The sequence below is a fragment of the Burkholderia sp. BCC1047 genome (assembly GCF_902833155.1).
In the GTDB taxonomy this organism is placed as follows: domain Bacteria; phylum Pseudomonadota; class Gammaproteobacteria; order Burkholderiales; family Burkholderiaceae; genus Burkholderia; species Burkholderia sola.
This window is the reverse complement of sequence record NZ_CADFEH010000044.1, coordinates 1-25,513: the sequence shown is the minus strand read 5'-3', so window position 1 is coordinate 25,513 and position 25,513 is coordinate 1. Positions and strand designations below refer to the sequence as shown.

At 68.7% G+C, this 25,513-nt stretch carries 23 protein-coding genes and 1 riboswitch; of the genes, 21 read left to right on the top strand and 2 right to left on the bottom strand.

Translation table 11 applies throughout. The annotated features are described in order from the left end of the window. Window positions 1-20: 20 nt before the first annotated feature. The 19 genes from cheW (at window position 21) to metF (ending at window position 20,113) form a co-directional block, all read left to right on the top strand. Window positions 21-539 carry a chemotaxis protein CheW gene (cheW, locus tag HWX55_RS31700; RefSeq protein WP_050016005.1) on the top strand — a complete coding sequence of 173 codons (519 nt, stop codon included), beginning with the start codon at window positions 21-23 and terminating at the stop codon, window positions 537-539. Between the two features lie 37 nt (window positions 540-576). Beyond that, on the top strand, window positions 577-2,544 hold the full coding sequence (locus tag HWX55_RS31695; protein WP_175978583.1) for a methyl-accepting chemotaxis protein: 1,968 nt from the start codon (window positions 577-579) through the stop codon (window positions 2,542-2,544). A 3-nt stretch (window positions 2,545-2,547) separates the two neighbouring features. Then, on the top strand, window positions 2,548-3,534 hold the full coding sequence (locus HWX55_RS31690; protein ID WP_175978582.1) for a CheR family methyltransferase: 987 nt from the start codon (window positions 2,548-2,550) through the stop codon (window positions 3,532-3,534). Then, complete coding sequence (gene cheD, locus HWX55_RS31685) at window positions 3,531-4,268, top strand: chemoreceptor glutamine deamidase CheD (RefSeq protein ID WP_175978581.1); 738 nt, start codon at window positions 3,531-3,533, stop codon at window positions 4,266-4,268. Before HWX55_RS31690 ends, cheD begins: the two co-directional genes overlap by 4 nt. Beyond that, window positions 4,265-5,356: a chemotaxis response regulator protein-glutamate methylesterase gene (locus HWX55_RS31680; protein WP_175978580.1), complete on the top strand. Its 1,092-nt coding sequence runs from the start codon at window positions 4,265-4,267 to the stop codon at window positions 5,354-5,356. Before cheD ends, HWX55_RS31680 begins: the two co-directional genes overlap by 4 nt. A 67-nt stretch (window positions 5,357-5,423) precedes the next feature. Beyond that, the gene (gene cheY, locus HWX55_RS31675; protein ID WP_006754880.1) at window positions 5,424-5,819 is read left to right on the top strand and encodes a chemotaxis response regulator CheY; all 396 of its coding nucleotides are present in this window, start codon (window positions 5,424-5,426) and stop codon (window positions 5,817-5,819) included. Window positions 5,820-5,821: 2 nt separating this feature from the next. Beyond that, window positions 5,822-6,553, top strand: coding sequence for a protein phosphatase CheZ (cheZ, locus tag HWX55_RS31670; protein WP_069618698.1), 732 nt, complete (start codon window positions 5,822-5,824; stop codon window positions 6,551-6,553). Between the two features lie 274 nt (window positions 6,554-6,827). Then, window positions 6,828-7,331: a DUF2844 domain-containing protein gene (locus HWX55_RS31665; RefSeq protein WP_050012090.1), complete on the top strand. Its 504-nt coding sequence runs from the start codon at window positions 6,828-6,830 to the stop codon at window positions 7,329-7,331. Window positions 7,332-7,347: 16 nt separating this feature from the next. After that, window positions 7,348-8,577, top strand: a complete 1,230-nt coding sequence (locus HWX55_RS31660; protein WP_175978579.1) for a DUF3443 family protein — start codon at window positions 7,348-7,350, stop codon at window positions 8,575-8,577. A gap of 164 nt (window positions 8,578-8,741) precedes the next feature. Next, window positions 8,742-9,239 carry a VOC family protein gene (locus HWX55_RS31655; protein ID WP_050011820.1) on the top strand — a complete coding sequence of 166 codons (498 nt, stop codon included), beginning with the start codon at window positions 8,742-8,744 and terminating at the stop codon, window positions 9,237-9,239. A gap of 449 nt (window positions 9,240-9,688) precedes the next feature. After that, window positions 9,689-10,069 (top strand): DUF805 domain-containing protein, encoded by a 381-nt coding sequence (locus tag HWX55_RS31650; protein WP_050011821.1) that lies wholly within the window; start codon window positions 9,689-9,691, stop codon window positions 10,067-10,069. A gap of 365 nt (window positions 10,070-10,434) precedes the next feature. Further along, window positions 10,435-11,634 (top strand): flagellar biosynthesis protein FlhB, encoded by a 1,200-nt coding sequence (gene flhB, locus HWX55_RS31645; protein WP_175978578.1) that lies wholly within the window; start codon window positions 10,435-10,437, stop codon window positions 11,632-11,634. Next, window positions 11,631-13,733 carry a flagellar biosynthesis protein FlhA gene (flhA, locus tag HWX55_RS31640; protein ID WP_175978577.1) on the top strand — a complete coding sequence of 701 codons (2,103 nt, stop codon included), beginning with the start codon at window positions 11,631-11,633 and terminating at the stop codon, window positions 13,731-13,733. The genes flhB and flhA overlap by 4 nt, the downstream gene beginning before the upstream one ends. Beyond that, window positions 13,730-15,532 carry a flagellar biosynthesis protein FlhF gene (flhF, locus tag HWX55_RS31635; RefSeq protein ID WP_175978576.1) on the top strand — a complete coding sequence of 601 codons (1,803 nt, stop codon included), beginning with the start codon at window positions 13,730-13,732 and terminating at the stop codon, window positions 15,530-15,532. Before flhA ends, flhF begins: the two co-directional genes overlap by 4 nt. Beyond that, the gene (locus HWX55_RS31630; protein WP_175978575.1) at window positions 15,525-16,343 is read left to right on the top strand and encodes a MinD/ParA family protein; all 819 of its coding nucleotides are present in this window, start codon (window positions 15,525-15,527) and stop codon (window positions 16,341-16,343) included. The genes flhF and HWX55_RS31630 overlap by 8 nt, the downstream gene beginning before the upstream one ends. A 22-nt stretch (window positions 16,344-16,365) precedes the next feature. Further along, complete coding sequence (locus tag HWX55_RS31625; protein WP_006484033.1) at window positions 16,366-17,100, top strand: RNA polymerase sigma factor FliA; 735 nt, start codon at window positions 16,366-16,368, stop codon at window positions 17,098-17,100. A 118-nt stretch (window positions 17,101-17,218) separates the two neighbouring features. Beyond that, window positions 17,219-17,347, top strand: a riboswitch (S-adenosyl-L-homocysteine riboswitch). Between the two features lie 32 nt (window positions 17,348-17,379). After that, on the top strand, window positions 17,380-18,798 hold the full coding sequence (gene ahcY / locus HWX55_RS31620) for an adenosylhomocysteinase (protein WP_175978574.1): 1,419 nt from the start codon (window positions 17,380-17,382) through the stop codon (window positions 18,796-18,798). A 96-nt stretch (window positions 18,799-18,894) separates the two neighbouring features. Next, a complete protein-coding gene (locus HWX55_RS31615) occupies window positions 18,895-19,248 on the top strand; it encodes a phage holin family protein (RefSeq protein WP_011882923.1) in 354 nt (117 codons plus the stop codon). Window positions 19,249-19,282: 34 nt separating this feature from the next. After that, complete coding sequence (metF, locus tag HWX55_RS31610) at window positions 19,283-20,113, top strand: methylenetetrahydrofolate reductase [NAD(P)H] (protein WP_175978573.1); 831 nt, start codon at window positions 19,283-19,285, stop codon at window positions 20,111-20,113. Between the two features lie 105 nt (window positions 20,114-20,218). Here the strand turns inward: metF and HWX55_RS31605 are convergent, their stop codons facing one another. Then, a complete protein-coding gene (locus tag HWX55_RS31605) occupies window positions 20,219-21,697 on the bottom strand; it encodes an amidase family protein (protein ID WP_175978603.1) in 1,479 nt (492 codons plus the stop codon). A gap of 81 nt (window positions 21,698-21,778) precedes the next feature. Continuing rightward, a complete protein-coding gene (locus tag HWX55_RS31600) occupies window positions 21,779-22,471 on the bottom strand; it encodes a dienelactone hydrolase family protein (protein WP_050011828.1) in 693 nt (230 codons plus the stop codon). A gap of 221 nt (window positions 22,472-22,692) precedes the next feature. Here HWX55_RS31600 and HWX55_RS31595 point away from each other — a divergent pair, with 221 nt between their 5' ends. Both HWX55_RS31595 and HWX55_RS31590 read left to right on the top strand, forming a co-directional pair. Further along, window positions 22,693-23,775, top strand: a complete 1,083-nt coding sequence (locus HWX55_RS31595) for a nitronate monooxygenase (protein WP_175978572.1) — start codon at window positions 22,693-22,695, stop codon at window positions 23,773-23,775. A 437-nt stretch (window positions 23,776-24,212) separates the two neighbouring features. Next, entirely contained in the window at window positions 24,213-25,355 is a 1,143-nt protein-coding gene (locus HWX55_RS31590) for a branched-chain amino acid ABC transporter substrate-binding protein (RefSeq protein WP_050011830.1), read from the top strand. Window positions 25,356-25,513 lie beyond the last annotated feature (158 nt).

Here is a 25,513-nt window from a genome sequence, read left to right as displayed (position 1 = left end):
ACGTGTCTGCTGAAGTCCAAATGATCAATACGGCCGCGGCGAATGCGGCGGCGACCAGCCGCCGCGACGCCGAACACGGCGATGCGACGGGCCAGGAATTTCTCGTCTTCACGCTCGGCGACGAGGAATACGGGATCGACATCCTGAAAGTGCAGGAAATCCGCGGCTACGACAGCGTCACGCGGATCGCGAACGCGCCCGAGTTCATCAAGGGCGTGATCAACCTGCGCGGGATCATCGTGCCGATCGTCGACATGCGGATCAAGTTCCACCTCGGCCGCGTCGAGTACGACCACCAGACCGTCGTGATCATCCTGAACGTGTCGAACCGCGTGGTCGGGATGGTGGTCGACGGCGTGTCGGACGTGCTGACGCTGCAGACCGACCAGATCATGCCGGCGCCGGAATTCGGCGCGACGCTGACGACCGAGTACCTGACGGGCCTCGGCACGGTCGACGGCCGGATGCTGATCCTGATGGACATCGAGAAGCTGATGTCGAGCCGTGAAATGGCGCTGATCGAGACGCTCGGCGGGTAAGCGCGCCGCGCGCGCAGCAATTTCGGGAGAATCTGCAATGTTGCATAACTGGTCGATCCGCACGACGCTCACGGCGGTCGGACTCATCCTCGTGTGCCTGACCGCCGCGGTCGGCGGGCTCGGCCTCTACGCGCTCGATCACGCGAGCCGCTCGCTCGACGAGATCGCGCACGTCGACCTGCCGGCGATCCACACGCTCGACGACACGGCCGCGCAGCTGCTGCGCTCGCGCGTCGCGCTCGATCGCTTTCGTACGCTGACCGAAGGCGGCAATGCGGCCGACGCGGCGAAGGTGCTCGACCGCGCGCAGGAGCTGTATGCGAAGTCGAACCAGAACTGGCAGGCGTTCCAGTCGACGCCGAAGCTCGGGGTCGATCAGGCGCTGCTCGACGAACTCGCCGCACGCTACACGACGATCGTGAAGGAAGGCGTCGAGCCCGAGTTCGCCGCGGCGCGCGCGGGCGACATGGCCGCGTACCACGCGGTCGCGGACACGAAGATCAGCCCGATGTTCGTCGCGTTCGACCAGACGGCGGCGGCCGTGATCGCCGCGCTGCAGAAGCGCGCGCAAGACCGTCAGACCGAGACGCAGTCGCAGATCTCGATGATGATCGCGCTGATCGCGGCCGGCATCGCGATCGCGTTCGTCGTCGTGATCGCGATCCGCTTCGTGCTGCGCGGGCTGATCGTCCAGCCGATCGAGGACGCGATCGCGCATTTCGAGCGCATTGCCGGCGGCGACCTCACGCAGCCGGTGAACGCCTCCAGCACGAACGAGATCGGCCGCCTGTTCGGCGGCATCAAGCGGATGCAGGACGCCGTCACGACGATGGTGCAGGCCGTGCATCGCGGCACCGAATCGATCGACGTCGGCGCGCGCGAGATCGCGACCGGCAACATCGACCTGTCGCAGCGCACCGAGGAGCAGGCCGCGTCACTGCAGGAAACCGCGTCGAGCATGGAGCAGCTGACGGGCACCGTGCGGCAGAACGCGGAGAACGCGCGGCAGGCGAGCCAGCTCGCGGTGAACGCGTCGGACATCGCGACCCAGGGCGGCGACGTGGTCGGCCAGGTCGTGTCGACGATGCAGGACATCGCGGCGAGCTCGGGCAAGGTCGTCGACATCATCGGCACGATCGAAGGGATCGCGTTCCAGACCAACATCCTCGCATTGAACGCGGCCGTCGAAGCGGCGCGGGCCGGCGAGCAGGGCCGCGGCTTCGCGGTGGTCGCGGGCGAGGTGCGCTCGCTCGCGCAGCGCAGCGCGAGCGCCGCGAAGGAAATCAAGCAGCTGATCGGCGATTCGGCCGAGAAGGTCGACAGCGGGTCGGCGCTCGTCGCGCGCGCCGGCTCGACGATGGAAGAGATCGTGCAGGCCGTGCGCCGCGTGACCGACATCATGGGCGAGATCAGCGCCGCGTCCGACGAGCAGTCGACCGGCATCGAGCAGGTCAACCGCGCGGTCGGCCAGATGGATGCGGTCACGCAGCAGAACGCAGCGCTCGTCGAGCAGGCGGCGGCCGCGGCCGCGTCGCTCGAGGAGCAGACGCGCCAGATGAAGGCGATCGTGTCGGGCTGGCGCGTCGCGGGCGGCATCGCGCTCGCGCCGGCGCGCAGCGTCGCGCGGCCGGTCGCGCACGAACCGGCGGCGCTGCCGTCGGCGTCGCGCCACGATACGCCGGTCGCCGCGCTGCCGGCGCCGCAGGCTGCGGCCCAACCGGCGGCACGCCGCGCCGCGCCGGCGTCGCGTGCGGCTGCGTCGGGCGCCGCGGCCGCCGCGTCCGAACCGACGCGTGCGCCCGAGGCCGCCGCGCGGACGCAGAAGGATGCACCGACCTCTCGTGGCGGCGCCGCCGCGGGCGGCTACGGCCCGCGTCTCGCGAAGACGGCCGCGCCGGCGGACAAGCCGGCCGCGAAGCCCGCGCTCGTGCGCCCGGCGCTGAACGGCGAGAAGCCTGCGCTGGCGTCAGCCGGCGCGTCCGACGACGACTGGGAGACCTTCTAAGCCATGCAGCACGCGCGCGCGCCGTTTCGACCCGATGCACCGGATGCCTCGCCTCGCGCGGGCGAGCCGGGGCGCGACTTCGCGTTCACCGGCGCGGATTTCGCACGCATCCGCGCGCTGATCCATCAACGCGCGGGCATCTCGCTGTCCGAGCACAAGCGCGACATGGCCTATAGCCGGCTCGCGCGACGGCTGCGGGCGCGCGGCCTCGACACGTTCCGCGACTACCTCGACCTGCTCGAGCAGGAAGACGATCCGCTCGAATGGGAAGCGTTCACCAACGCGCTGACCACCAACCTGACCGCGTTTTTCCGCGAGTCGCACCATTTCCCGATCCTGGCGGAATTCGTGAAATCGCGGCCGGCGCCGGTGTCGGTCTGGTGCTCGGCGGCGTCGACCGGCGAGGAGCCGTACTCGATCGCGATCACGCTGATCGAGGCGCTCGGCGACACGGCCGCGCGCAGCGCGACGATCCTCGCGACCGATCTCGACACGCAGGTGCTCGCGAAGGCCGAAGCCGGCATCTACACGTACGACCAGGTCAAGCACCTGTCGCCGGAGCGGCTCAAGCGCTTCTTCCTGAAGGGCACGGGCGCGCAGGCCGGCCGCGTGAAGGTGCGCCCCGAGCTGCGCGCGATGATCCGCTTCGAGCAGCTGAACCTGACCGATGCGGACTACGGGATCGCGAAGCCGTTCGACGCGATCTTCTGCCGCAACGTGATGATCTATTTCGACAAGCCGACGCAGGGGCAGGTGCTGTCGCGCTTCGATCCGCTCGTGAAGCCGGGCGGGCTGCTGTTCGCCGGCCATTCGGAGAACTTCACGTACGTGACGCAGGCGTTCCGGCTGCGCGGGCAGACGGTGTACGAACTGACGCGCGACGCCGAGCAGGGTGCGCGCTCGCGCGGCGCGCAGGCGAGCGCGGCGGCCGCGATGCCGTCGCGCGCGCGGGCCGCAGGCGGCGCGCCGGCTCTTGGAGAGCGCGGATGAGCGCACTGCCGATCGCGACCAATCGCTACTTCGACAACCACTTCGAGCGCCCCGGCGTGAAGCTGTTGCCGAACGAGTTCTACACGACCGCCGAGGACATGGTGCTGATGACCGTGCTCGGCTCGTGCGTCGCCGCGTGCCTGCACGACCCATACGCGGGCATCGGCGGGATGAACCATTTCATGCTGCCGGACGACGGCGCCGATCCAGGCGCGGCCGCGTCGGAATCGATGCGCTATGGCGCGTATGCGATGGAAGTGCTGATCAACGAGCTGATCAAGGCCGGCGGGCGCCGCGAGCGCTTCGAGGCGAAGGTGTTCGGCGGCGCGGCCGTGCTGGCCGGGATGACGACGATCAACATCGGCGATCGCAACGCGGATTTCGTGCGCCGCTATCTGGCGCTCGAGCGCATCCGCATCACCGCGGAAGACCTGCAGGGCGTGCATCCGCGCAAGGTCGCGTTCATGCCGCACAGCGGGCGCGCGATGGTGAAGAAGCTGCGGCTGCAGGTGCCGGGCGTGACCGAGCGCGAAGCCGCGCTCGCGCGCGAGGCCGAGCGCGCCCGTCGCGCGCACGTCGAGCTGTTTGCCGCGAAGCGGCCTGCCGCGCCGCAGCCGGCGCGTCCGCGCATCGAGCTGTTCGGCGGGCGCGGCGCCGCGCCGGCCGGCGGCGGTAGCGCGGCCGCGGCCGGCGCCGCGCGGACGGCGACCCTATCAAGAAAGCAGGAGGCATGACCGCAGTGCAGAAGATCAAAGTGTTGTGCGTCGACGATTCGGCGCTGATCCGCAGCCTGATGACCGAGATCATCAACAGCCAGCCCGACATGACGGTGGTCGCGACCGCGCCCGATCCGCTCGTCGCGCGCGAGCTCATCAAGCAGCACAACCCCGACGTGCTCACGCTCGACGTCGAAATGCCGCGCATGGACGGGCTCGACTTCCTCGAGAAGCTGATGCGTCTGCGGCCGATGCCGGTCGTGATGGTGTCGTCGCTGACCGAGCGCGGCTCGGAAATCACGCTGCGCGCGCTCGAACTCGGCGCGGTGGATTTCGTCACGAAGCCGCGCGTCGGGATTCGCGACGGGATGCTCGACTACGCGGAAAAGCTCGCCGACAAGATCCGCGCGGCGTCGCGCGCGCGCGTGCGCCAGGCGCCGCAGCCGCAGGCCGTCGCGCGCACGGCGGACAGCGCCGCGGCCGCGCCGATGATCAACAACCCGCTCGTCAGTACCGAGAAGCTGATCATCATCGGCGCGTCGACGGGCGGCACCGAGGCGATCCGCGAAGTGCTGACGCCGCTGCCGCCGGACGCGCCGGCCGTGCTGATCGCGCAGCACATGCCGCCGGGCTTCACGAAATCGTTCGCGCAGCGGCTGAACGGCCTGTGCCGGATCGCGGTGAAGGAAGCCGAGCACGGCGAACGCGTGCTGCCGGGCCATGCGTACATCGCGCCGGGCCATGCGCACCTGTTGCTCGCGAGAAGCGGCGCGAACTATATTGCGCAACTGTCGGACGAGCCGCCGGTGAACCGGCACCGCCCGTCGGTCGACGTGCTGTTCCGCTCGGCGGCGACGCATGCGGGCAAGAACGCGATCGGCGTGATCCTCACCGGGATGGGCCGCGACGGCGCGGCCGGCCTGCTGGAAATGAAACGCACGGGCGCTTACACGTTCGCGCAGGACGAGGCGAGCTGCATCGTGTTCGGGATGCCGCGCGAGGCGATCGCGCTCGGCGGGGCGGACGAGGTCGCGCCGCTCGCCGACATGAGCCGCCGCGTGATGGCGCGCCTGGCGACGATGGGCGACCGCGTGCAGCGTGTGTGAATGGACTGTCACGGGGCGCGTGCCACGATACGCGTCCCGACGGAAACGAATCTGGAAAGGAACGACGATGGACAAGAGCATGAAAATCCTGGTGGTGGACGATTTCCCGACGATGCGCCGGATCGTCCGCAACCTGCTCAAGGAACTGGGCTACACGAACGTCGATGAGGCCGAGGACGGCGCGGCCGGCCTCGCGCGGCTGCGCGGCGGCGGCTTCGACTTCGTGATCTCGGACTGGAACATGCCGAACCTCGACGGTCTCGCGATGCTCAAGGAGATCCGCGCGGACGCGACGCTCACGCATCTGCCGGTGCTGATGGTCACGGCCGAGTCGAAGAAGGAGAACATCATCGCGGCCGCGCAGGCCGGCGCGAGCGGCTACGTCGTGAAACCGTTCACGGCCGCGACGCTCGACGAGAAGCTGAACAAGATCATCGACAAGATGGCCAAGGCCGGGAGCTGAACGTGAACGAGCCGATCCATGCGGCGCTTGCCGGCGCGGCGGTCAATGCCGACGGCCATGCCGAAGGCGCCGATTACGCGAGCGACCGGATCCTCGCGCGCATCGGCCACGTCACGCGCACGCTGCGCGATTCGATGCGCGAGCTCGGGCTCGACAAGCATGTCGAGCGCGCGGCGGAAGCCGTGCCCGATGCGCGCGACCGGCTGCGCTACGTCGCGACGATGACCGAGCAGGCCGCGGTGCGCGTGCTGAATGCGATCGAGATCGCGAAGCCGATGCAGGAGCGCGTGCAGAACGAGGCCGAGGCGCTTGACGCGCGCTGGGCGCAGTGGTACGCCGCGCCGATCGAGCACGCGGAAGTGCGCGAGCTGATGGACGACACGCGCGCGTTCCTGCGCACGCTGCCCGAATCGACGGCGGCGACCCGCGCGCAACTGCTCGAGATCATGCTCGCGCAGGATTTCCAGGATCTGACCGGGCAGGTGATCAAGAAGATCATGGACATGGTCTACCTGATCGAGCAGCAGCTCCTCACCGTGCTCGTCGAGAACATCGCGCCGGAGCGGCGCGAGCAGTTCGCGGCCACCGCGGCGGCATTCGCGGCCGAAGCGATGAGCGCGACCGGCAGCCCCGAATCGCTGCTGAACGGCCCGCAGATCGCGCCGGAAGGCAAATCCGACGTCGTTCAGGACCAGGGGCAGGTCGACGACCTGCTCGCGAGCCTCGGCTTCTGATCCTGCCGGTGCGCATCGCGCGTCCCATTGTCGGGCGCCCCGTTCCGCGGGGCCGCTCGACGCGCGCATGCCCCGTTCCCGCCTCATTTCCCCCCCGCCCGCCGCCGCTGCGCGGCGCAGCGTGATCCTGCGTCGAATTGACACTTCGACACACTCCGCAGGCATACTACGCGTCAGCAGCAACGTAGCGTCATTCGTACGATTCATCAGTGGGCAGACGGCGCGGGCCGATGGCGGCGCCGTCGGCACCGAAGCCAGTCCCTTGGGGGGGAACGTGAAGCTGAAACGCTTGGGCTGGACCGTCGCGCACGCGACGGCTGCAATGGGTGTGCTGTGGGCTGTCCACGCACACGCGGAACTGGGCGGCGCGCCGATGTCGCCGCCGGCGGACGATCAGGCCGCCACCGTGCGCGCGCTGCAGCGCGCGATGCGCTCGGCGGACGGCGTGCAGACGAGCACGGCCGCCTATACCGTTCGCGAGATCACGCTCGGATCGGGCACCGTCATCCACGAATACACGTCGGCCGCCGGCAGCGTGTTCGGCCTCGCGTGGCGCGGGCCGACGATGCCGGATCTCGCGTCGCTGCTCGGCAGCTATTTCCCGCAGTACACCGCCGGCGTCCAGGCGGCGCACCGGGCGCGCGGCTGGCGTGCTCCGGTGGCCGTCGAGACGAGCGGCCTCGTGATCCGGACGGGTGGCCACATGGGCGCCTTCTCCGGCCAGGCATGGCTGCCGTCGGCGCTGCCGACCGGCGTGGCCGGCACCGATATCCAGTGACAGCGGGAGAGCGATCTTGAGCATGACTCATACATTCAAGCGCTGGTTCGGCGTGCTAGGCCTCCTGGCCGCGACGGCCGTGCTCGTGACGGCCTGCGGCGGCGGCGATGACGGCGGCGGCAGTTCGGGCAACAACGGCAATACCGGCAACAGCGGCTCCGACGGCAACAGCGGCAACACGGCCGTCGTCACGGTCGCCGCCGGCGCCGCGAACGTGATCAACATCCCGACCATCAGCGTGAAGGTTTGCGTGCCGGGCACGTCGAACTGCCAGATCGTCAACAACGTGCTCGTCGATACCGCGTCCTACGGGCTGCGGCTCGTCGGCAGCGCGGTGGCCGGCGTGCACGACAGCCTGCCGCAGGTGAAGAGCGGCGGCGCGCCGGTCGCCGAATGCGGCAAGTTCGTGTCGAGCTACACGTGGGGCTCGGTGCGCACCGTCGACCTGTCGATCGGCACCGAGCAGGCCGCGTCGCTGCCCGTGCAGATCATCGGCGACCTCGGCACGACGAACGTGCCGAGCTCGTGCACGAACGGCGGCGCATCGGCCAACTCGACGAGCGCGCTCGGCGCGAACGGGATCCTCGGCATCGGGCCGGCGCCGTACGACTGCGGCACGACCTGCGCGACGTCGACGTCGACGAGCAACAACTACTACGCGTGCCCGAACGGCGACAACGCGAGCTGCACCGTCACGCTCGTGCCGCTCGCGCAGCAGGTGGCCAACCCGGTGCACCGGTTCGCGAACAACGACGGCGTGAGCGTGCAGATGCCGGCCATCTCGAACAACGGGCAGGCGAGCGCGACCGGCACGCTGACGTTCGGCCTGCCGAACCTGAGCGGCAAGACGGTGCTGACGTCGACCACGACCGGCGACGTCAGCGCGACGTTCCAGGGGCGCAACGTGACCGCGTTCTTCGATACGGGCTCGAACGCGTATTTCTTCAACGATTCGGCGCAGACGGTCTGTTCGAGGAATACGGAGTTCTACTGCCCGTCGGCGACGACGACCTATTCGGCCACGCTGAGCGGCCAGAACGGCGCGTCGGGCACCGTGTCGATGCCGGTCGCGAACGCGGATGCGCTGTTCTCGAACGCGTCGACGTTCGCGTTCAACGACATCGCGGGGCCGTTCGGCTCGTCCAACTGGCTCGACATCGGCATGCCGCACTTCTACGGCAAGACGATCTACTTCGGGATGGACAAGACCGCGAGCGGCGGCGCGCAGCCGTTCGTCGCGTTCTGACGCGGCGTCGCCGGACGCAGGAACGAGGGGGCGAGCGATCGCCCCCTTTTTTTATTCCGGCGCGCCGTGCGTGCACTACGGACCGGATCGCCGCCACGCGCCGGCATAGCGCCTACGATGTAAGACCGGCACCGGTGCCGGCACGACATCGAAGGAGACAGCGCATGAACCCGCGTATCCAGCGCATCACGCCGTTCCTGTGGTTCGACCGCGACGCCGAGGCGGCGGCCGGTTTCTACGTATCGGTGTTCGACAACGCGCGCATCGTGCACGTCGCGCGCTACGGCAAGACCGGCGCGCATGCGTCCGGCAACGCCGAGGGCGCGGTGATGACCGTGGCGTTCGAGCTCGACGGGCAGGCGTTCGTCGCGCTGAACGGCGGCCCCGTGTTCCAGATGACGCCGGCCGTGTCGTTCGTCGTCAACTGTCGCGACCAGGACGAGATCGACCATTACTGGGCGCGCCTGTCCGAAGGCGGCGACGCGCGCGCGCAGCAATGCGGCTGGCTGCGCGACCGCTTCGGCGTGTCGTGGCAGGTCGTGCCCGTGCAGATGGCCGAACTGATGACGGGCGACCCGGCCCGCGCCGAGCGCGTGATGGCGCAGGTGATGACGATGAAGAAGCTCGATCTCGGCGCGTTGCAGCGGGCGGCGGCCGGTTAGGGCGCTTCGGTCGCTTCGGTCGCTTCGGTCGATCACGCCGTTCGGGCCGTTCGGGCCGGCGATGGTCGGCCACCCCGTCCCGACGCCGCAGGGTGCGATTCGGACGGAACCGGCGATGCCGAAAGGCGCCGCGACCGGCAGGCCTGCGTATCGCCGGCCGGTCGGTTAATCGAATGCCGGACACTCGAGTCGATTATCGATTCGTGCGATTTCATTCGGGTGTAATCAAAGCCGGATTATTCACGGCTGCCGTTTCTGTCAGATCTTCACGATTATTAAAATGACGCGGCATGCAAGCCGGGCATGCCGAAATCCGCTCTTGCAGCCGTTCCTGCGCCATATGGGCGCGTATTGCCCCATATGCGAAAAGAGATGGAATCCGCCGAACTTCGATCATATAATTCCGGCGTTGTTTCCGGGGTGCCAATATAAAACAGGAGGGTAATAAAATGAATTTTTCCGAAGCCGTTCGTACCGTACTGAATAAATACGCAACATTCGAAGGCCGTGCGCGTCGTGCCGAATACTGGTATTTCGCGCTGCTGACCTCCGTGCTGTCGGTCGCCGGCCAGATCATCGGCGCGGCCGGCCGCGATGCGGGCCTGATCACGCTGCTGCTGCTCGGCGTGATCTTCCTGGTGTCGCTCGCGCTGATCATTCCGGGCATCGCGGTCAGCGTGCGCCGCCTGCACGATACGGGCCGCTCGGGCTGGTTCCTGCTGCTCGCGCTGATTCCGATCGTCGGCGGCATCCTGCTGCTCGTGTGGATGTGCTCGCGCGGCACCGAAGGCCCGAACCGTTTCGGCGCGGACCCGATCCCGGCCGTCTGACCGACGCCTGCCCCGACCGACGCGCGACGCCGTTGCGTCGGGGCCTGCTTGCCCCGCTTCTCGCGCTTCTCCCGCTTCTCCCGCGGCTCTCCCGTCTTTCCCGCCCGTCGTTTCACCGTTCCCCGCGCGTGGCGCCGCTGCCGTCCCGCTTGCGGCCGCCGCCTCGCCAATGCGCCGGCCGGTCCCGCTTTTCCGCCACGCCGCGCGTCGCTCCGCCCCCGTTCCGGCCGCGTTCGCGGCCGCTCGCCCGATTCCCCGAAATACCCCCCTTTCCCGGCTTTGCTCGACCGATCGGCGTTTGACGCGTCCATGAATAATCGGTGTCACTGGAAAGCGGCATTCCGCCGTACCCGACTGGAGGCCCCGTGGCAGACGAGAGCGATCTCGACAAGACCGAAGCCGCCACTCCCAGGCGCCGCGAGAAGGCGCGCGAGGAGGGGCAGGTCGCGCGTTCGCGCGAGCTGGCTTCGTTCGCACTGCTCGCGGCGGGGTTCTACGGCGCATGGCTGCTCGCGGGCCCGTCGGGCGGGCATCTGCAGGCGATGCTGCGCGGCGCGTTCACGTTCGATCGCGCGACCGCGTTCGACACCCACCGGATGCTGTCGGCGGCCGGCAGCGCGAGCCGCGAAGGCTTCGCCGCGCTGCTGCCGCTGCTCGCGCTCACCGGCGTCGCCGCGCTGCTCGCGCCGATGGCGCTCGGCGGCTGGCTGATTTCGCAGAAGACGTTCGAGCTGAAGTTCGACCGCCTGAACCCGATCGCGGGCCTCGGCCGGATCTTCTCGATCCAGGGGCCGATCCAGCTCGGGATGTCGATCGCGAAGACGCTGGTCGTCGGCGGGATCGGCGGCATCGCGATCTGGCGCAGCAAGGACGAGTTGCTCAGCCTCGCGACGCAGCCGCTCGGCGCCGCGCTGCCCGATGCGCTGCATCTGGTCGCCGTGTGCTGCGGCACGACGGTCGCCGGGATGCTGGTGGTCGCCGGGCTCGACGTGCCTTACCAACTCTGGCAGTACAACAAGAAGTTGCGCATGACGAAGGAAGAAGTGAAGCGCGAGCATCGCGAGAACGAAGGCGATCCGCACGTGAAGGGGCGGATCCGCCAGCAGCAGCGCGCGATCGCGCGGCGCCGGATGATGGCGGCCGTGCCGAAGGCCGACGTGGTCGTCACGAACCCGACGCACTTCGCGGTCGCGCTGCAATACACGGACGGCGAGATGCGCGCGCCGAAGGTCGTCGCGAAGGGCGTGAACCTCGTCGCCGCGCGCATCCGCGAACTCGCGGCCGAACACAACGTGCCGCTGCTCGAAGCGCCGCCGCTCGCGCGTGCGCTGTATCACAACGTCGAACTCGAGCGCGAGATCCCCGGCTCGCTGTACTCGGCCGTGGCCGAAGTGCTCGCATGGGTCTACCAGCTCAAGCGCTTCCGCTCGGAAGGCGGCGCGTTCCCGGCGATGCCGGTCGATCTCGACGTGCCGGCCGAACTCGACAAGGGCACGTCGGTCGCCGCCGACGACGAACGTGAAGAAGCCGAGGACGCCCTCGGCCAGCAAGGGAACGCGGCATGAGCACCCCCACCACCGGCCTGTTCGGCAAGCGCGCGAACCCGTTCGCAGGCACGAACCTGCGCGCGCTCGCGGGCCCGGTCCTCATCTGCATGATCCTGGGGATGATGATCCTGCCGCTGCCGCCGATGCTGCTGGATCTGCTGTTCACGTTCAACATCGCGCTGTCCGTGATGGTGCTGCTCGTCAGCATGTACACGATGAAGCCGCTCGACTTCGCGGCGTTCCCGAGCGTGCTGCTGTTCTCGACGCTGCTGCGCCTGTCGCTGAACGTCGCGTCGACGCGCGTCGTGCTGCTCGAAGGCCATACCGGGCCCGACGCGGCCGGCCAGGTGATCGAGGCGTTCGGCCACTTCCTCGTCGGCGGCAACTTCGCGGTCGGCATCGTCGTGTTCGTGATCCTGATGATCATCAACTTCATGGTGATCACGAAGGGCGCGGGGCGGATCGCCGAAGTGTCCGCGCGCTTCACGCTCGATGCGATGCCCGGCAAGCAGATGGCGATCGACGCCGATCTGAACGCCGGCCTCATCAACGAGGAACAGGCGCGCAAGCGGCGCCTGGCCGTCTCGCAGGAAGCCGAGTTCTACGGGTCGATGGACGGGGCGTCGAAGTTCGTGCGCGGCGATGCGATCGCCGGCCTGATCATCATGGCGATCAACGTGATCGGCGGGCTGATCGTCGGGATGGTCCAGCACGACATGAGCTTCGCCGCGGCCGGCACCAACTACACGCTGCTGACGATCGGCGACGGCCTCGTCGCGCAGATCCCGTCGCTCGTGATCTCGACCGCGGCCGGCGTGATCGTGTCGCGCGTCGCGACCGACGAGGACATCGGCACGCAGATCACCGGCCAGCTGTTCACGAATCCGCGCGTGCTGAACATCACCGGCGCGATCATCGTGCTGATGGGGCTGATCCCGGGCATGCCGCACTTCGCGTTCCTCGCGCTCGGCGGCGGCGCGATCTGGCTCGCGCGCACGCAAACCAAGCGCGCGGCGGCCCGCAAGGCGGCCGGCGACGTGACCGACATCGCGCCACCCGCGGTGCTGCCGGCCGACAGCCACGAAGCGACCTGGGACGACGTGCAGCTGATCGACCCGCTCGGCCTCGAAGTCGGCTACCGGCTGATCCCGCTCGTCGACAGGAACAGCGACGGCGAGCTGCTCAAGCGCATCAAGAGCATCCGCAAGAAATTCGCGCAGGAAATCGGCTTCCTGCCGCCGGTGATCCATATCCGCGACAACCTCGAACTGCGGCCGAACGCGTACCGGATCGCGCTGAAGGGCGTCGAGATCGGCTTCGGCGAAGTGTTCCCGGGTCAGTGGCTCGCGATCAACCCGGGCCAGGTGACGGCCGCGCTGCCGGGCGCCGTCACGCAGGATCCGGCGTTCGGGCTGCCGGCCGTGTGGATCGACGTCGCGCTGCGCGAGCAGGCGCAGGTGTACGGCTACACGGTCGTCGACGCGAGCACGGTCGTCGCGACGCACCTGAACCATCTCGTCGTCCAGCACGCGGCCGAGCTGCTCGGCCGCCAGGAAGTGCAGGCGCTCGTCGAGCGCACCGGCAAGGACGCGCCGTCGCTCGTCGAGGACCTGGTGCCGAAGACGATCTCGCTCACCACGCTGCAGAAGGTGCTGCAGAACCTGCTCGAGGAAGGCGTGCCGATCCGCGACATGCGCACGATCCTCGAGGCGGTGTCCGAGCACGCGGGCCGCGGCGACGCGTTCGAGATCACGGCCGCGGTGCGGCTCTCGCTCGGCCGTGCGATCACGCAGCAGTGGTATCCGGGCAACGGCGAAATGCAGGTGATGGGCCTCGACGCGAACCTCGAGCGCGTGCTGTCGCAGGCGCTCGCCACCGGCGCGAACCCGGGCCTCGAACCCGGCCTCGCGCACAACCTTCTGACCGGCACGCAGCAAGCGATGCTGCGTCAACAGAATCTCGGGCTGCCGCCCGTGCTGCTCGTGCAGCACGCGCTGCGCGCGATGCTCGCGCGTTTCCTGCGCCGCAGCCTGCCGCAACTGAAAGTGCTGTCGTACGCCGAAGTGCCGGACACACGCACGATCAAAGTCGTTAACGTCATCGGGGGTTCCGCTTGAACATTCGCAAATTCACCGGCGCAACGAGCCGCGACGCACTTCGTCTCGTGCGCGAGGCGCTCGGCGCCGACGCGGTCGTGCTGTCGAACCGCACGCTCGATGACGGCAGCGTCGAAATCGTTGCACTCGCCGATTCGGATCTCGCCGCGGTGGCGCCGCCGGCCGCGCGTGGGCGCCTCGCCACGTCGCGCGCGCCGGACTCCGTGCCGGCCGCCGCCGTGCCGGGCATCGTGTCGCGCCCGGGGATCGCCCCGCGCCCGGCCGTCAATCCGTATGCGGCGGGCGAAGGCGGGCTGCCGGACGTGTTCTCGTCCGTGTTCGGCGCGAGCGCCGACGCGCAAGACGCGGATGCGCACCCCGCGTCGATCGATGCGGACGCGCCCGCGGCGGCAGCGCCGTCGAGCGCTGCATCCGCCGCGGTCGGATCGCCGGCCGCCGGATCGCCGGCCGCCGGATGGCCGGCCCCCGGATCGCCGGCCGCCACTTCCGAACCCGCACCGTGGCTCGTCGAGCATGCGAAGCGCCTGACGCAGCAGCGCGACGCGCTGATCGCCCGTGCGCAGGCGCCCGCCGAGCCGCAGGTGGCCACGCCCGCGCCGCAAGCCGCCGCCCGCGCGACGCCGCCCGACTGGGCGCGCGACATCGTGCGCGACGCCGAGCGCCGGATGCCGGCCGCCGCAGCGCCGGCCGCGGCGAAGCGCGCAGCCGACACGGGCGCCGCGTACGGCGCCAAGCAGACCGACCGCACGCGCCTGTCCGTCGACGCGGCCGCCGTGGTGGCCGATGCGGTGAAGTCGCGCATCGAACGAATCGTCAACGACACGGTGATGCAGGAGCTGGGCGAGCTGCGCGGGATGATGGAAGAGCAGTTCGACAGCCTGATGTGGCACGACCGCCAGCGTCGCAGCGCCGTGCACGGCGCGCTGACGAAGCATCTGTTCGCGGCCGGCTTCTCCGCGCAGCTCGTGCGGATGCTGGTCGACAACCTGCCGTCCGGCGACGGCGCGCAGACCTTCGAGCAGGCCGCCGAATGGGCGCAGTCGGTGCTCGCATCGAACCTGCCGGTGCTCGACAGCGAGGACGCGCTGATGGAGCGCGGCGGCGTGTTCGCGCTGATGGGGCCGACCGGCGTCGGCAAGACGACCACCACCGCGAAGCTGGCCGCGCGCTGCGTGATGCGCTTCGGTGCGAGCAAGGTCGCGCTGCTGACCACCGACAGCTACCGGATCGGCGGCCACGAGCAACTGCGCATCTTCGGCAAGATCCTCGGCGTGCCGGTTCACGCGGTGAAGGATGCGGGCGACCTCGCGCTCGCGCTGTCCGAGCTGCGCAACAAGCACATCGTGCTGATCGACACGATCGGCATGAGCCAGCGCGACCGCGCGGTGTCCGACCAGATCGCGATGCTGCACGGCGCGAACGCGCCGGTGCAGCGCCTGCTGCTGCTGAACGCGACGAGCCACGGCGACACGCTGAACGAAGTCGTGCAGGCGTACCGCAGCGCGGGCGAGCATCCGGATCTGGCCGGCTGCATTCTCACGAAGCTCGACGAGGCGACCCACCTCGGCAGCGTGCTCGACACGGTGATCCGCTACAAGCTGCCGGTCCACTACGTGTCGACCGGCCAGAAGGTGCCGGAGAACCTGTACGTCGCGTCGACCAAATTCCTGCTGAAGAGCGCGTTCTGTGTGCCGCGCGACGGCTCGCCCTTCGTGCCGCAAGACGAGGACATGCCGACGCTGCTTTCCGCACTGACCGCACGTTCCACCGCCGAGCTGCACGAGGTGCGATTTGGATAAACGGATCATCGACCAGGCCGAAGGGCTGCGGCGCCTGCTGGCCGGGCGCGCGTCGCGCATCGTCGCGGTGACGGGCGGGCCGGCGGGCGTCGGCTGCACGTCCACCGTGGTGAACCTCGCGGCGGCGCTCGCGTCGCTCGGCAAGGACGTGCTGGTCGTCGACGAGCGCGCCGACGTGCATTCGGCCAGCGCGACGCTCGCCGGCGCGTGGCTGCGCGACGGCGAACGCACGCGGGTGGCGGCCGGCTTCGGCCTGTGCGGCGCCGCCCAGCTCGCGCGCGCCGGCTACAGCGACGCGCAGCTGAGCGACTTCATCGACGGTCCGGCCGACATCGTCCTCGTCGACGCGCAGCTCGGCGCCGACGGATCGCTGTCGGCGCTCGCGCGCGAAGCGCACGACGTGCTGATCGTCACGCGGGTTGCCGTGCAGGCGATCACCGAGGCGTATGCGTGCATGAAGCGGCTGCATTTCGCGCACGCGTTCGCGCAGTTCCGCGTGCTGACCAATCAGGTCGCCAGCCACACGGACGCGAAGACGGCCTTCGACAACCTCGCGGGCGTCGCGAGCCGCTACCTGTCCGTGTCGATCGCCGACGCGGGCTGCGTGAGCGCCGATCCGCTCGTCGAGCACGCCCGCGAACTGATGCATGCGGCGGTCGACGCGTTCCCGTCGTCGGCTGCCGCGCGCGATTACCGGCAGATTGCCGCCGACCTGTTGTACTGGCCGATGCGCCCCGGTTCGGGCGCGGGCCGCGCGGTCCACGCCGGCGGCAAGCCGTCGTATGAGGCGGGCGCGGCACACGCCGCGTGAGCGCCACCCGAAGGAGGGAGCCATGATGTACAACGCTCAAGGAAAGATGTCCCAGGCCGACGTGCTCGCGCAATATGCGCCGCTCGTGCGCCGCCTCGGACTGCAGCTCGTCGCGAAGATGCCGGCGAGCGTCGATCTCGACGATCTGATCCAGGCCGGCATGATCGGCCTGATGGACGCGGCCGGCCGCTACAAGGAAGACCAGGGCGCGCAGTTCGAGACCTACGCGACGCAGCGCATCCGCGGCGCGATGCTCGACGAGCTGCGCAGCAACGACTGGCTGCCGCGTAGCCTGCGCAAGACGTCGCGCGAGGTCGAGCACGCGGTGCACCAGGTCGAGCAGCATCTCGGCCGCTCGGCGAGCGAGACCGAGATCGCGCAGCACCTGAACATGCCGCTCGACGAATACCAGGGGATGCTGCAGGACCTGCACGGCAGCCAGCTCATCTATTACGAGGATTTCGATCGCGCGGCCGACGACGAGCCGTTCCTCGACCGCTATCGCGTCGATCATGCCGATCCGTTGTCGGCGCTGCTCGACGAGCACCTGCGCGAGGCGCTCGTCGAGGCGATCGAGCGGCTGCCGGAGCGCGAGAAGCTGCTGATGTCGCTGTATTACGAACGGGGTCTGAATCTGCGCGAAATCGGCGCGGTGCTCGAGGTGAGCGAATCGCGCGTGTGCCAGCTGCACAGCCAGGCCGTCGCGCGCCTGCGCGCACGGCTGCGCGAACAGGCCTGGGTCGGCGCGGAGTCCTGACCCCGAAGTCCTGCCCCTTCGGCCACGGCCACGGCCGCGCGCGCCCGCGCCGCGCGCGTCTCGTGCCGACGCGTCGTCGTTGCGCATTTCGCGCGCCGATTTGCTACAATCCCCTCCGTTTTCCGAGGAGCGTTGCGACGGACCATCAGCGTCCGCCAGGCTCGGAAGGCTTCACCAAGCAGCCGTGCGGCGATCGTTTTGAGCGACCGTCGCGCCGGCCCCGCTTCCTGAACGGCGCTCACGTCACCAATCTAGAAACTTTTTAGAAAGGAGGGCGTGATGAACGCCATTATCGATTCCAAGGCTTCCCACGATTACGTCGTCGCCGACATGGCGCTGGCCGGCTGGGGCCGCAAGGAACTGAACATCGCCGAGACCGAAATGCCGGGCCTCGTGCAAATCCGCGACGAATACAAGGCGCAGCAGCCGCTGAAGGGCGCGCGCATTGCCGGTTCGCTGCACATGACGATCCAGACGGGCGTGCTGATCGAGACGCTGAAGGCGCTCGGCGCGGACGTCCGCTGGGCGTCGTGCAACATCTTCTCGACGCAGGATCACGCAGCGGCCGCGATCGTCGAAGCCGGCACGCCGGTGTTCGCGTTCAAGGGCGAGTCGCTCGACGAATACTGGGAGTTCTCGCACCGCATCTTCGAATGGCCGAACGGCGAATTCGCGAACATGATCCTGGACGACGGCGGCGACGCCACGCTGCTGCTGATCCTCGGCGCGAAGGCCGAGAAGGACCGTTCGGTGATCGCGAAGCCGACCAACGAGGAAGAAGTCGCGCTGTACAAGTCGATCGCGAAGCACCTCGACGTCGACGCGACCTGGTACTCGAAGCGCCTCGCGCACATCAAGGGCGTGACCGAGGAAACCACGACCGGCGTGCACCGCCTGTACCAGATGGAAAAGGACGGCCGCCTGCCGTTCCCGGCGTTCAACGTGAACGATTCGGTCACGAAGTCGAAGTTCGACAACCTGTACGGCTGCCGCGAATCGCTCGTCGACGGCATCAAGCGCGCGACCGACGTGATGATCGCGGGCAAGGTCGCGGTCGTCGCGGGCTACGGCGACGTGGGCAAGGGCTGCGCGCAATCGCTGCGCGGCCTGGGCGCGACCGTGTGGGTCACCGAAATCGATCCGATCTGCGCGCTGCAGGCGGCGATGGAGGGCTACCGCGTCGTGACGATGGAATACGCGGCGGACAAGGCCGACATCTTCGTGACGGCGACCGGCAACTACCACGTGATCAACCACGATCACATGAAGGCGATGCGTCACAACGCGATCGTCTGCAACATCGGTCACTTCGACTCCGAAATCGACGTCGCGTCGACGCGCCAGTACCAGTGGGAAAACATCAAGCCGCAGGTCGACCACATCATCTTCCCGGACGGCAAGCGCGTGATCCTGCTGGCCGAAGGCCGCCTCGTGAACCTCGGCTGCGCGACCGGCCACCCGTCGTTCGTGATGTCGAACTCGTTCGCGAACCAGACGCTCGCGCAGATCGAGCTGTTCGTGCGCGGCAACGAGTACGAGAACAAGGTGTACGTGCTGCCGAAGCATCTCGATGAAAAGGTCGCGCGCCTGCACCTCGCGCGCATCGGCGCGAACCTGTCGGTGCTGTCGGACGAGCAGGCTGCGTACATCGGCGTGCAGAAGGACGGCCCGTTCAAGCCGAACCACTACCGCTATTGATGCGCGGCCGCCGCCGCACCGTGCGCGCCCGTGGCGGGCGCACGGCGCGGCGGCGCTCACCGATCGTACCGATCGACAACCGAACCGGAGCCCTCCATGAGCGTCATCCTCACCTGGGTCATCAACGCGCTCGCGCTGCTGATCATCACGTACCTCGTGCCGTCGATCCACATCAAGAGCTTCGGCACCGCGCTGATCGTCGCGGTCGTGCTCGGGCTGATCAACACGGTGATCCGGCCGGTGCTGATCCTGCTGACGCTGCCCGTCACGATCGTCACGCTCGGGGTGTTCATCCTCGTCGTGAACGCGCTGTGCTTCTGGTTCGCGTCGTCGCTGCTGAAGGGCTTCGAGGTGTCGGGGTTCTGGTCCGCGTTCTTCGGTTCGATCCTGTACAGCATCGTGTCGTGGCTGCTGTCCGCCCTGATCTTCGGCCAGCGCGACATCGGCTGACGGCGAGCGGGCGCAGGCTCAACCCCATCGAATCATGAAACCGATCGAACTCTCGTTTGAATTCTTCCCGCCGAAGACGGCGGACGGCGTCGAAAAGCTGCGCGCCACGCGCGCGCAGCTGCTGCCGCTGAAGCCGAAATTCGTCTCCGTGACGTTCGGCGCCGGCGGCTCGACGCAGCAGGGCACGCTCGATACCGTGCTCGACATGCAGAAGGACGGCCTCGAGGCCGCGCCGCACCTGTCGTGCATCGGCTCGTCGCGCGACAGCCTGCGCGCGATCCTCGACCAGTACCGCTCGCACGGCATCCGGCACATCGTCGCGCTGCGCGGCGACCTGCCGTCGGGGATGGGCGAGGTCGGCGAGCTGCGCTATGCGTCCGAGCTCGTCAGCTTCATCCGCGCCGAGCATGGCGACTGGTTCCACATCGAGGTCGCCGGCTACCCGGAGTACCACCCGCAATCGCGTTCGCCGAAGGCCGATCTCGAGAATTTCGCGCGCAAGGTGAAAGCCGGCGCGAATTCCGCGATCACGCAGTACTTCTTCAACGCGGATGCGTATTTCCGCTTCGTCGACGATACGCGCAAGCTCGGCGTCGACGTGCCGATCGTGCCGGGCATCATGCCGATCACGAACTTCTCGCAGCTGATGCGCTTCTCCGAGATGTGCGGCGCCGAAGTGCCGCGCTGGGTCGCGCGCCGGCTCGAGAGCTTCGGCGACGATCGCGAGTCGATTCGCGCGTTCGGCGCGGACGTCGTCACGAACCTGTGCCAGCGCCTGATCGACGCGGGCGTGCCGGGGCTGCACTTCTACACGCTGAACTTGGCGACCGCCACGCGGACGATCTGCGAACGGCTCGCGGTGTAACGAGCGCCGTCACGCGGTTGCCTGCGTGAAAGCCCCGCCGGTTTGCGCCGGCGGGGCCTTTTTATCGTGACGCGCCGCGCATGCCGCGTGGCGCACGTCGCCGAATCAGCGCTGCGCCTGCATCAGCGGCGGACGGCGGTCGAACCACGGCCGTGCCTGTTCGAGCTGCCGCGCGAGCCGGAGCAGCAGCGCGTCGTCGGCGTGGCGCGCGGCGAACTGCACGCCGATCGGCAGCCCGCGCGCATTCCAGTACAGCGGCACCGACATCGCCGGCTGCCCGGTCAGGTTGAACAGCTCGGTGCAGCCGGCCCACGCGAACGCCTTCTCCGACGATTTCGCGAGCATTTCCTTCAGCAGCGGCTTCACCGGCAGCGCGGCAAGCAGCTTCATCTGCGCGGATTCGAACGGCGTCGGCTGCAATTCGCCGATCTTCACCGGCGGCCCCGCGAGCGACGCGCACAGGATCGCGTCGTAACGCGACACGAGACCGGCGACCTGCACGGTGAGCTGGCGCTGCCATTCGAGCACGTCCGGCAGGCGCGTGCGCGCGAGACGCCGGCCGACCACCGCCATCGCCCACGTCGCGGCCTCGAATTCGCCGCGGCGCGGCGTGCGGCCGGTCAGCGCGCGTGCGCCGAGCACCATGTCCTCGGCGATCGTCGCCCATAGCGTCAGGAAGGTTTCGGCCGCGCGCGCGTAGTCGATCGGCAGCGTCGCCGGCTCGACGTGGTGGCCGAGCGATTCGAGCAGCGCGGCCGCGTCGTCGAGCGCCGCGCGCGTGTCGTCGGCGAGCGCCGGCGCGAGCATCGGATCGACGACGAGGCCGATCCGCAGCGGGCCGGGCGGCGTATCGAGCGCGCCGAGGAAGGTGCCGGGCGCGCCGGGCGGCAGCGTCTGGCCGGTCGTCACGTCGAGCAGCAGCGCACTGTCGCGCACGCTGCGCGACACCGCGTGCTGGACGACGAGTTCGCCGTTCGACGGCAGGTCGACGAGCACCGGGTTGCGGCTCGGCTTCAGCCCGAACAGCCCGCAGCACGATGCCGGAATGCGGATCGAGCCGCCGCCGTCGGACGCATGCGCGAGCGGCACGATGCCGGCCGCGACGGCCGCCGCCGCGCCGCCGCTCGATCCGCCGGGCGTGTGGTCGAGATTCCACGGGTTGCGGCACGCGCCGAACAGTTCCGGTTCCGTGTACGGCATCTGGCCGATCTCGGGCGTGTTGGTCTTGCCGAATACGTTCAGGCCCGCCGCGCGGCTGCGCGCGATCACCGGCGAATCGTCGACCGGCACGAAGTACCGGTAGTGCCGGCTGCCCATCGACAGCGGCAGCCCGGCGACCGCCGCGCCGAGATCCTTGACGAGATACGGCACGCCCGCGAACGGCGCGTCGGCGCCGGGTTGGGGCGCGGCCGCCGCACGCGCGCGCGCGGCTTCGTAGTCCTGCAGCACGATCGCGTTGATCGCGCCGTTCACCGCTTCGGCCTGGCCGATCGCGGCGTCGAGCAGTTCGCGCGGGCTGGCGTGGCGGTCGCGCACGAGCGCGGCGAGGCCGATTGCGTCATGCGCGAGATAGTCCGAGTGCATCGCGGTCACCCCCGTTGTGACTCGTGGCGATGGTGCGAGCATAACGCGGGCCCGGTGCGCCGGGCCCGCGGCCGGGCTTTTTTAGAGATGCTCGGCGAGGAAGGTCAGCGTGCGGCCGTGCGCGAGCGCCGCGGCGCGCTGGTTGTACGACGCGCGGTCCGTGCAGTTGAAGCCGTGCTCGGCGCCCGGGTACACGTGGAACGACGCGTTGCCGCGGCCGGCGAACGCGGCCTTCACCTGATCGACGGCCGTGAGCGGAATCCCGTGGTCGTTTTCCGCGTAGTGGAACAGGATCGGCTGCGTGACCTGGCCGGCGAGGTCCAGCGCGTTCTGGATGCCGCCGCCGTAATAGGCCACCGCCGCATCCAGCTTGCCGGTCGCGGCCGCGCGATACGCGAGCTGGCCGCCGAAGCAGTAGCCGATCGCGGCGAGCTTGCCGGCCACTTCGGGGCGCGCGCGCAACGCGTCGGCCGCCGCGACGATGTCCGCGACCGCGAGACCCACGTCGGTCTTCTTCAGCAGCTCGATGCCCTTGTCGCGATCCGCGCCCTCGTAGGTCAGCTCGACGCGCGGCTGCGTGCGCCAGAATACGTCCGGCGCGAGCGCGACGAAGCCGTCGGCCGCGTACTGATCGGCGACCGCGCGGATGTGCGCGTTCACGCCGAAGATCTCCTGGATGATGATGACGGCAGGGCCCTTGCCGCGCTTGGGCAGGGCGAGATAGCCGCCGAAGCTGTCGTTACCGGTCGGGATGTCGATCCATTGGGCAGTCACGTTCTGAACTCCTGCGTGCGGGGTGCGCAAGGCGCCCCGAGGGTGAAAGAGGGCGGCCTAGTGTGCCACCAATCGATCGGTGCTGCAGCGCACGCGGGCGGTTCTCGCGCCGCGATCGTTTCGATCTCGATTTTTCATTTTTCGGCGCCGCGCCGCTTCGATAGAGTCGATGGGTCGGCCTTTACAAAGCGCTTTCGCGCATCGTCATCGAGGGATTCGCCATGTCTGCCTGCTCGTTTTCCACGCCCTTTTCCGCACGCTTCGGCCTGCGCCTGCCGCTCGTGCAGGCGCCGATGGTCGGCGCGACCACGACCGCGATGGTCGCCGCCGCATCGAATGCCGGTGCGCTCGGCAGCCTCGGCGCCGGCGCGCTCGCGCCCGAACGGATCGACGCCGAAGTCGCCGCGATCCGCGCGGCGACCGATCGCCCGTTCGCGATCAACCTGTTCGTGCTGCCCGATGAAGCCGCGCCCGACGCGGCGACCGTCGCGCGCGCGCTGGCGGCGATCGACCCGCTCAATGCCACGCTCGGCTTGCCGCCGGGCACGGCGCCCGCGCGCTACGCGCCCGATTTCCGCGCGCAGCTCGATGCGCTCGTCGCGCTGCGCGTGCCGGTCGCGAGCTTCACGTTCGGCGTGCTCGACGCGGCCGACGTCGCACGCCTGAAAGCCGCCGGCACCTTTGTGATCGGCACCGCGACGCACGTGGCCGAAGGGCTCGCGTGGCAGGCGGCCGGCGCCGACGCGATCTCCGCGCAGGGCGCCGAGGCGGGCGGCCACCGCGGCACCTTCATCGGTGCCGCCGACGACGCGCTGATCGGCACGCTCGCGCTCGTCCCGCAGCTCGTCGACGCGACGGGCCTGCCGGTGCTGGCCGCGGGCGGCATCATGGACGGCCGCGGCATCGCGGCCGCGCTCGCGCTTGGCGCGCAGGCCGCGCAACTCGGCACCGCGTTCCTTACGTGCGCGGAAAGCGCGATCGCCGCGGACTGGAAGGCGCGTCTGCTCGCGAGCGCCGATACGTCGACGCAGGTCACCCGTGCGATCACCGGCCGTCACGCACGCGGGCTGCGCAACACGCTGATGGCGCGGCTCGGCGAGCACGTGGCCGACGTCCCACCGTATCCGGTGCAGAACGCGCTGACCCAGCCGCTGCGGCAGGCGGCCGCGCGCGCGAACGACGGCGACTACCTGTCGCTGTGGGCCGGCCAGGGCGCGCCGCTCGCGCGGCGGCGCGGCGATGCGCTGACGACGTCGCAGCTGGTCGCCGCGCTCGATGCGGAATGGCGCGCATCGGCTGCCTGAACACCGTTTCGGCCGCTTGAACCGTTCATGTGGGGCGACGAAACGCGCGGGGTGTCACGCGCGTTTCATTCAATGATCCAGGTCACAAAATACCGAATCGAAATGCCTGCGCGACTCGCTTGAAACGACCTTTCGACAGTGCGCCGAAATTAGCGGAAACCCTTATCCGCCGGGGCTTGCAGCGCGATTCGAATCATCCTTCCAAAGCGCGCATATCGGTAGTGTTACCACTATCCTAAAAAAGTCCCACAAATTAATTTGATCACCTACACTTGCGCGCAAGTACGAGCGGGCGGCTGCTAAAAGCGGCGGTTTTCACGTGCTTGAGGCCAAGTGCATGAAGGATGCAACCGGCGAATCGTCCAGTGATTGCAAACACGGGGATGGCAGCGGGGCACCGGGCGATGGCGTTTTTTGGGACCGAACTGGAGACTTACATGAATATCAAGATGCAAAAGCTGTTGCCGATCACCGCAGCGGCAATGCTGTGCGCTGCAGCTGCAAGCAACGCGTCCGCCGATCAAGTCGTCAAGATCGGCCACGTCGCGCCGTTGACGGGCGGCATTGCACACCTGGGCAAGGACAACGAAAACGGCGCGCGTCTCGCAGTCGAGGAGATCAACGCGAAGGGTCTCACGATCGGCGGCCAGAAGATCACGCTGCAACTCGACCCGCAGGATGACGCCGCCGACCCGCGGCAGGCGACGCAGGTTGCGCAGAAGCTCGTCGACGACAAGGTCGTCGCGGTGGTCGGCCACCTGAACTCGGGCACGTCGATCCCGGCCTCGAAGATCTACAGCGATGCGGGCATCGTGCAGATCTCGCCGTCGGCGACCAACCCGGCCTACACGCAGCAAGGCTTCAAGACCACGTACCGCGTGGTGGCGACCGATGCGCAGCAGGGCCCGGCACTGGCGAACTACGCGCACTCGAAGGGCATCAAGAGCGTGGCGGTGGTCGACGATTCGACCGCGTACGGCCAGGGTCTCGCGAACGAGTTCGAGAAGAAGGCGAAGGCGCTCGGCCTGAAGGTGATGTCGCATGACGCGACGAACGACAAGGCGGTCGACTTCCGCGCGATTCTGACGAAGATCAAGGGCGAAAACCCGGACGCGATCATGTACGGCGGCATGGACGCCACCGGCGGCCCGTTCGCGAAACAGGCGAAGCAGCTCGGCCTGCGCGCGAAGATCTTCGCGGGCGACGGCGTGTGCACGGAAAAGCTGGCCGATCTGGCCGGCGACGCGACCGACAACATCGTGTGCTCGGAAGCCGGTGCCTCGCTCGAGAAGATGCCGGGCGGCGCGGCGTTCAAGGCGAAGTACGAGAAGCGCTTCGGCCAGCCGATCCAGATCTACGCACCGTTCACGTATGACGCCGTGTACATCATCGCCGACGCGATGAAGCGTGCGAACTCGACCGACACGGCGAAGATCCTCGCGGCGATGCCGGCGACGAAGTACACGGGCGTGATCGGCACGACGACCTTCGACGCGAAGGGCGACCTGCAGCACGGCGTGATTTCGCTGTACAACTACAAGAGCGGCAAGAAGTCGCTGCTCGACGAAGTGAAGATGTAACGCTTCAGCGGCCGACAGAAGGGGGTGAAAGCGCGCATGCGGCAACGCATGCGCGCTTTCTTTTTGGGTGCGCCCGGCAGGGCGCACTTACTTGGAGGTGAAAGTCCTCTACTCGCCCGGCAAGGGGAAGAGTTAGCCGAAGGCAAGGGTTTCCCGGG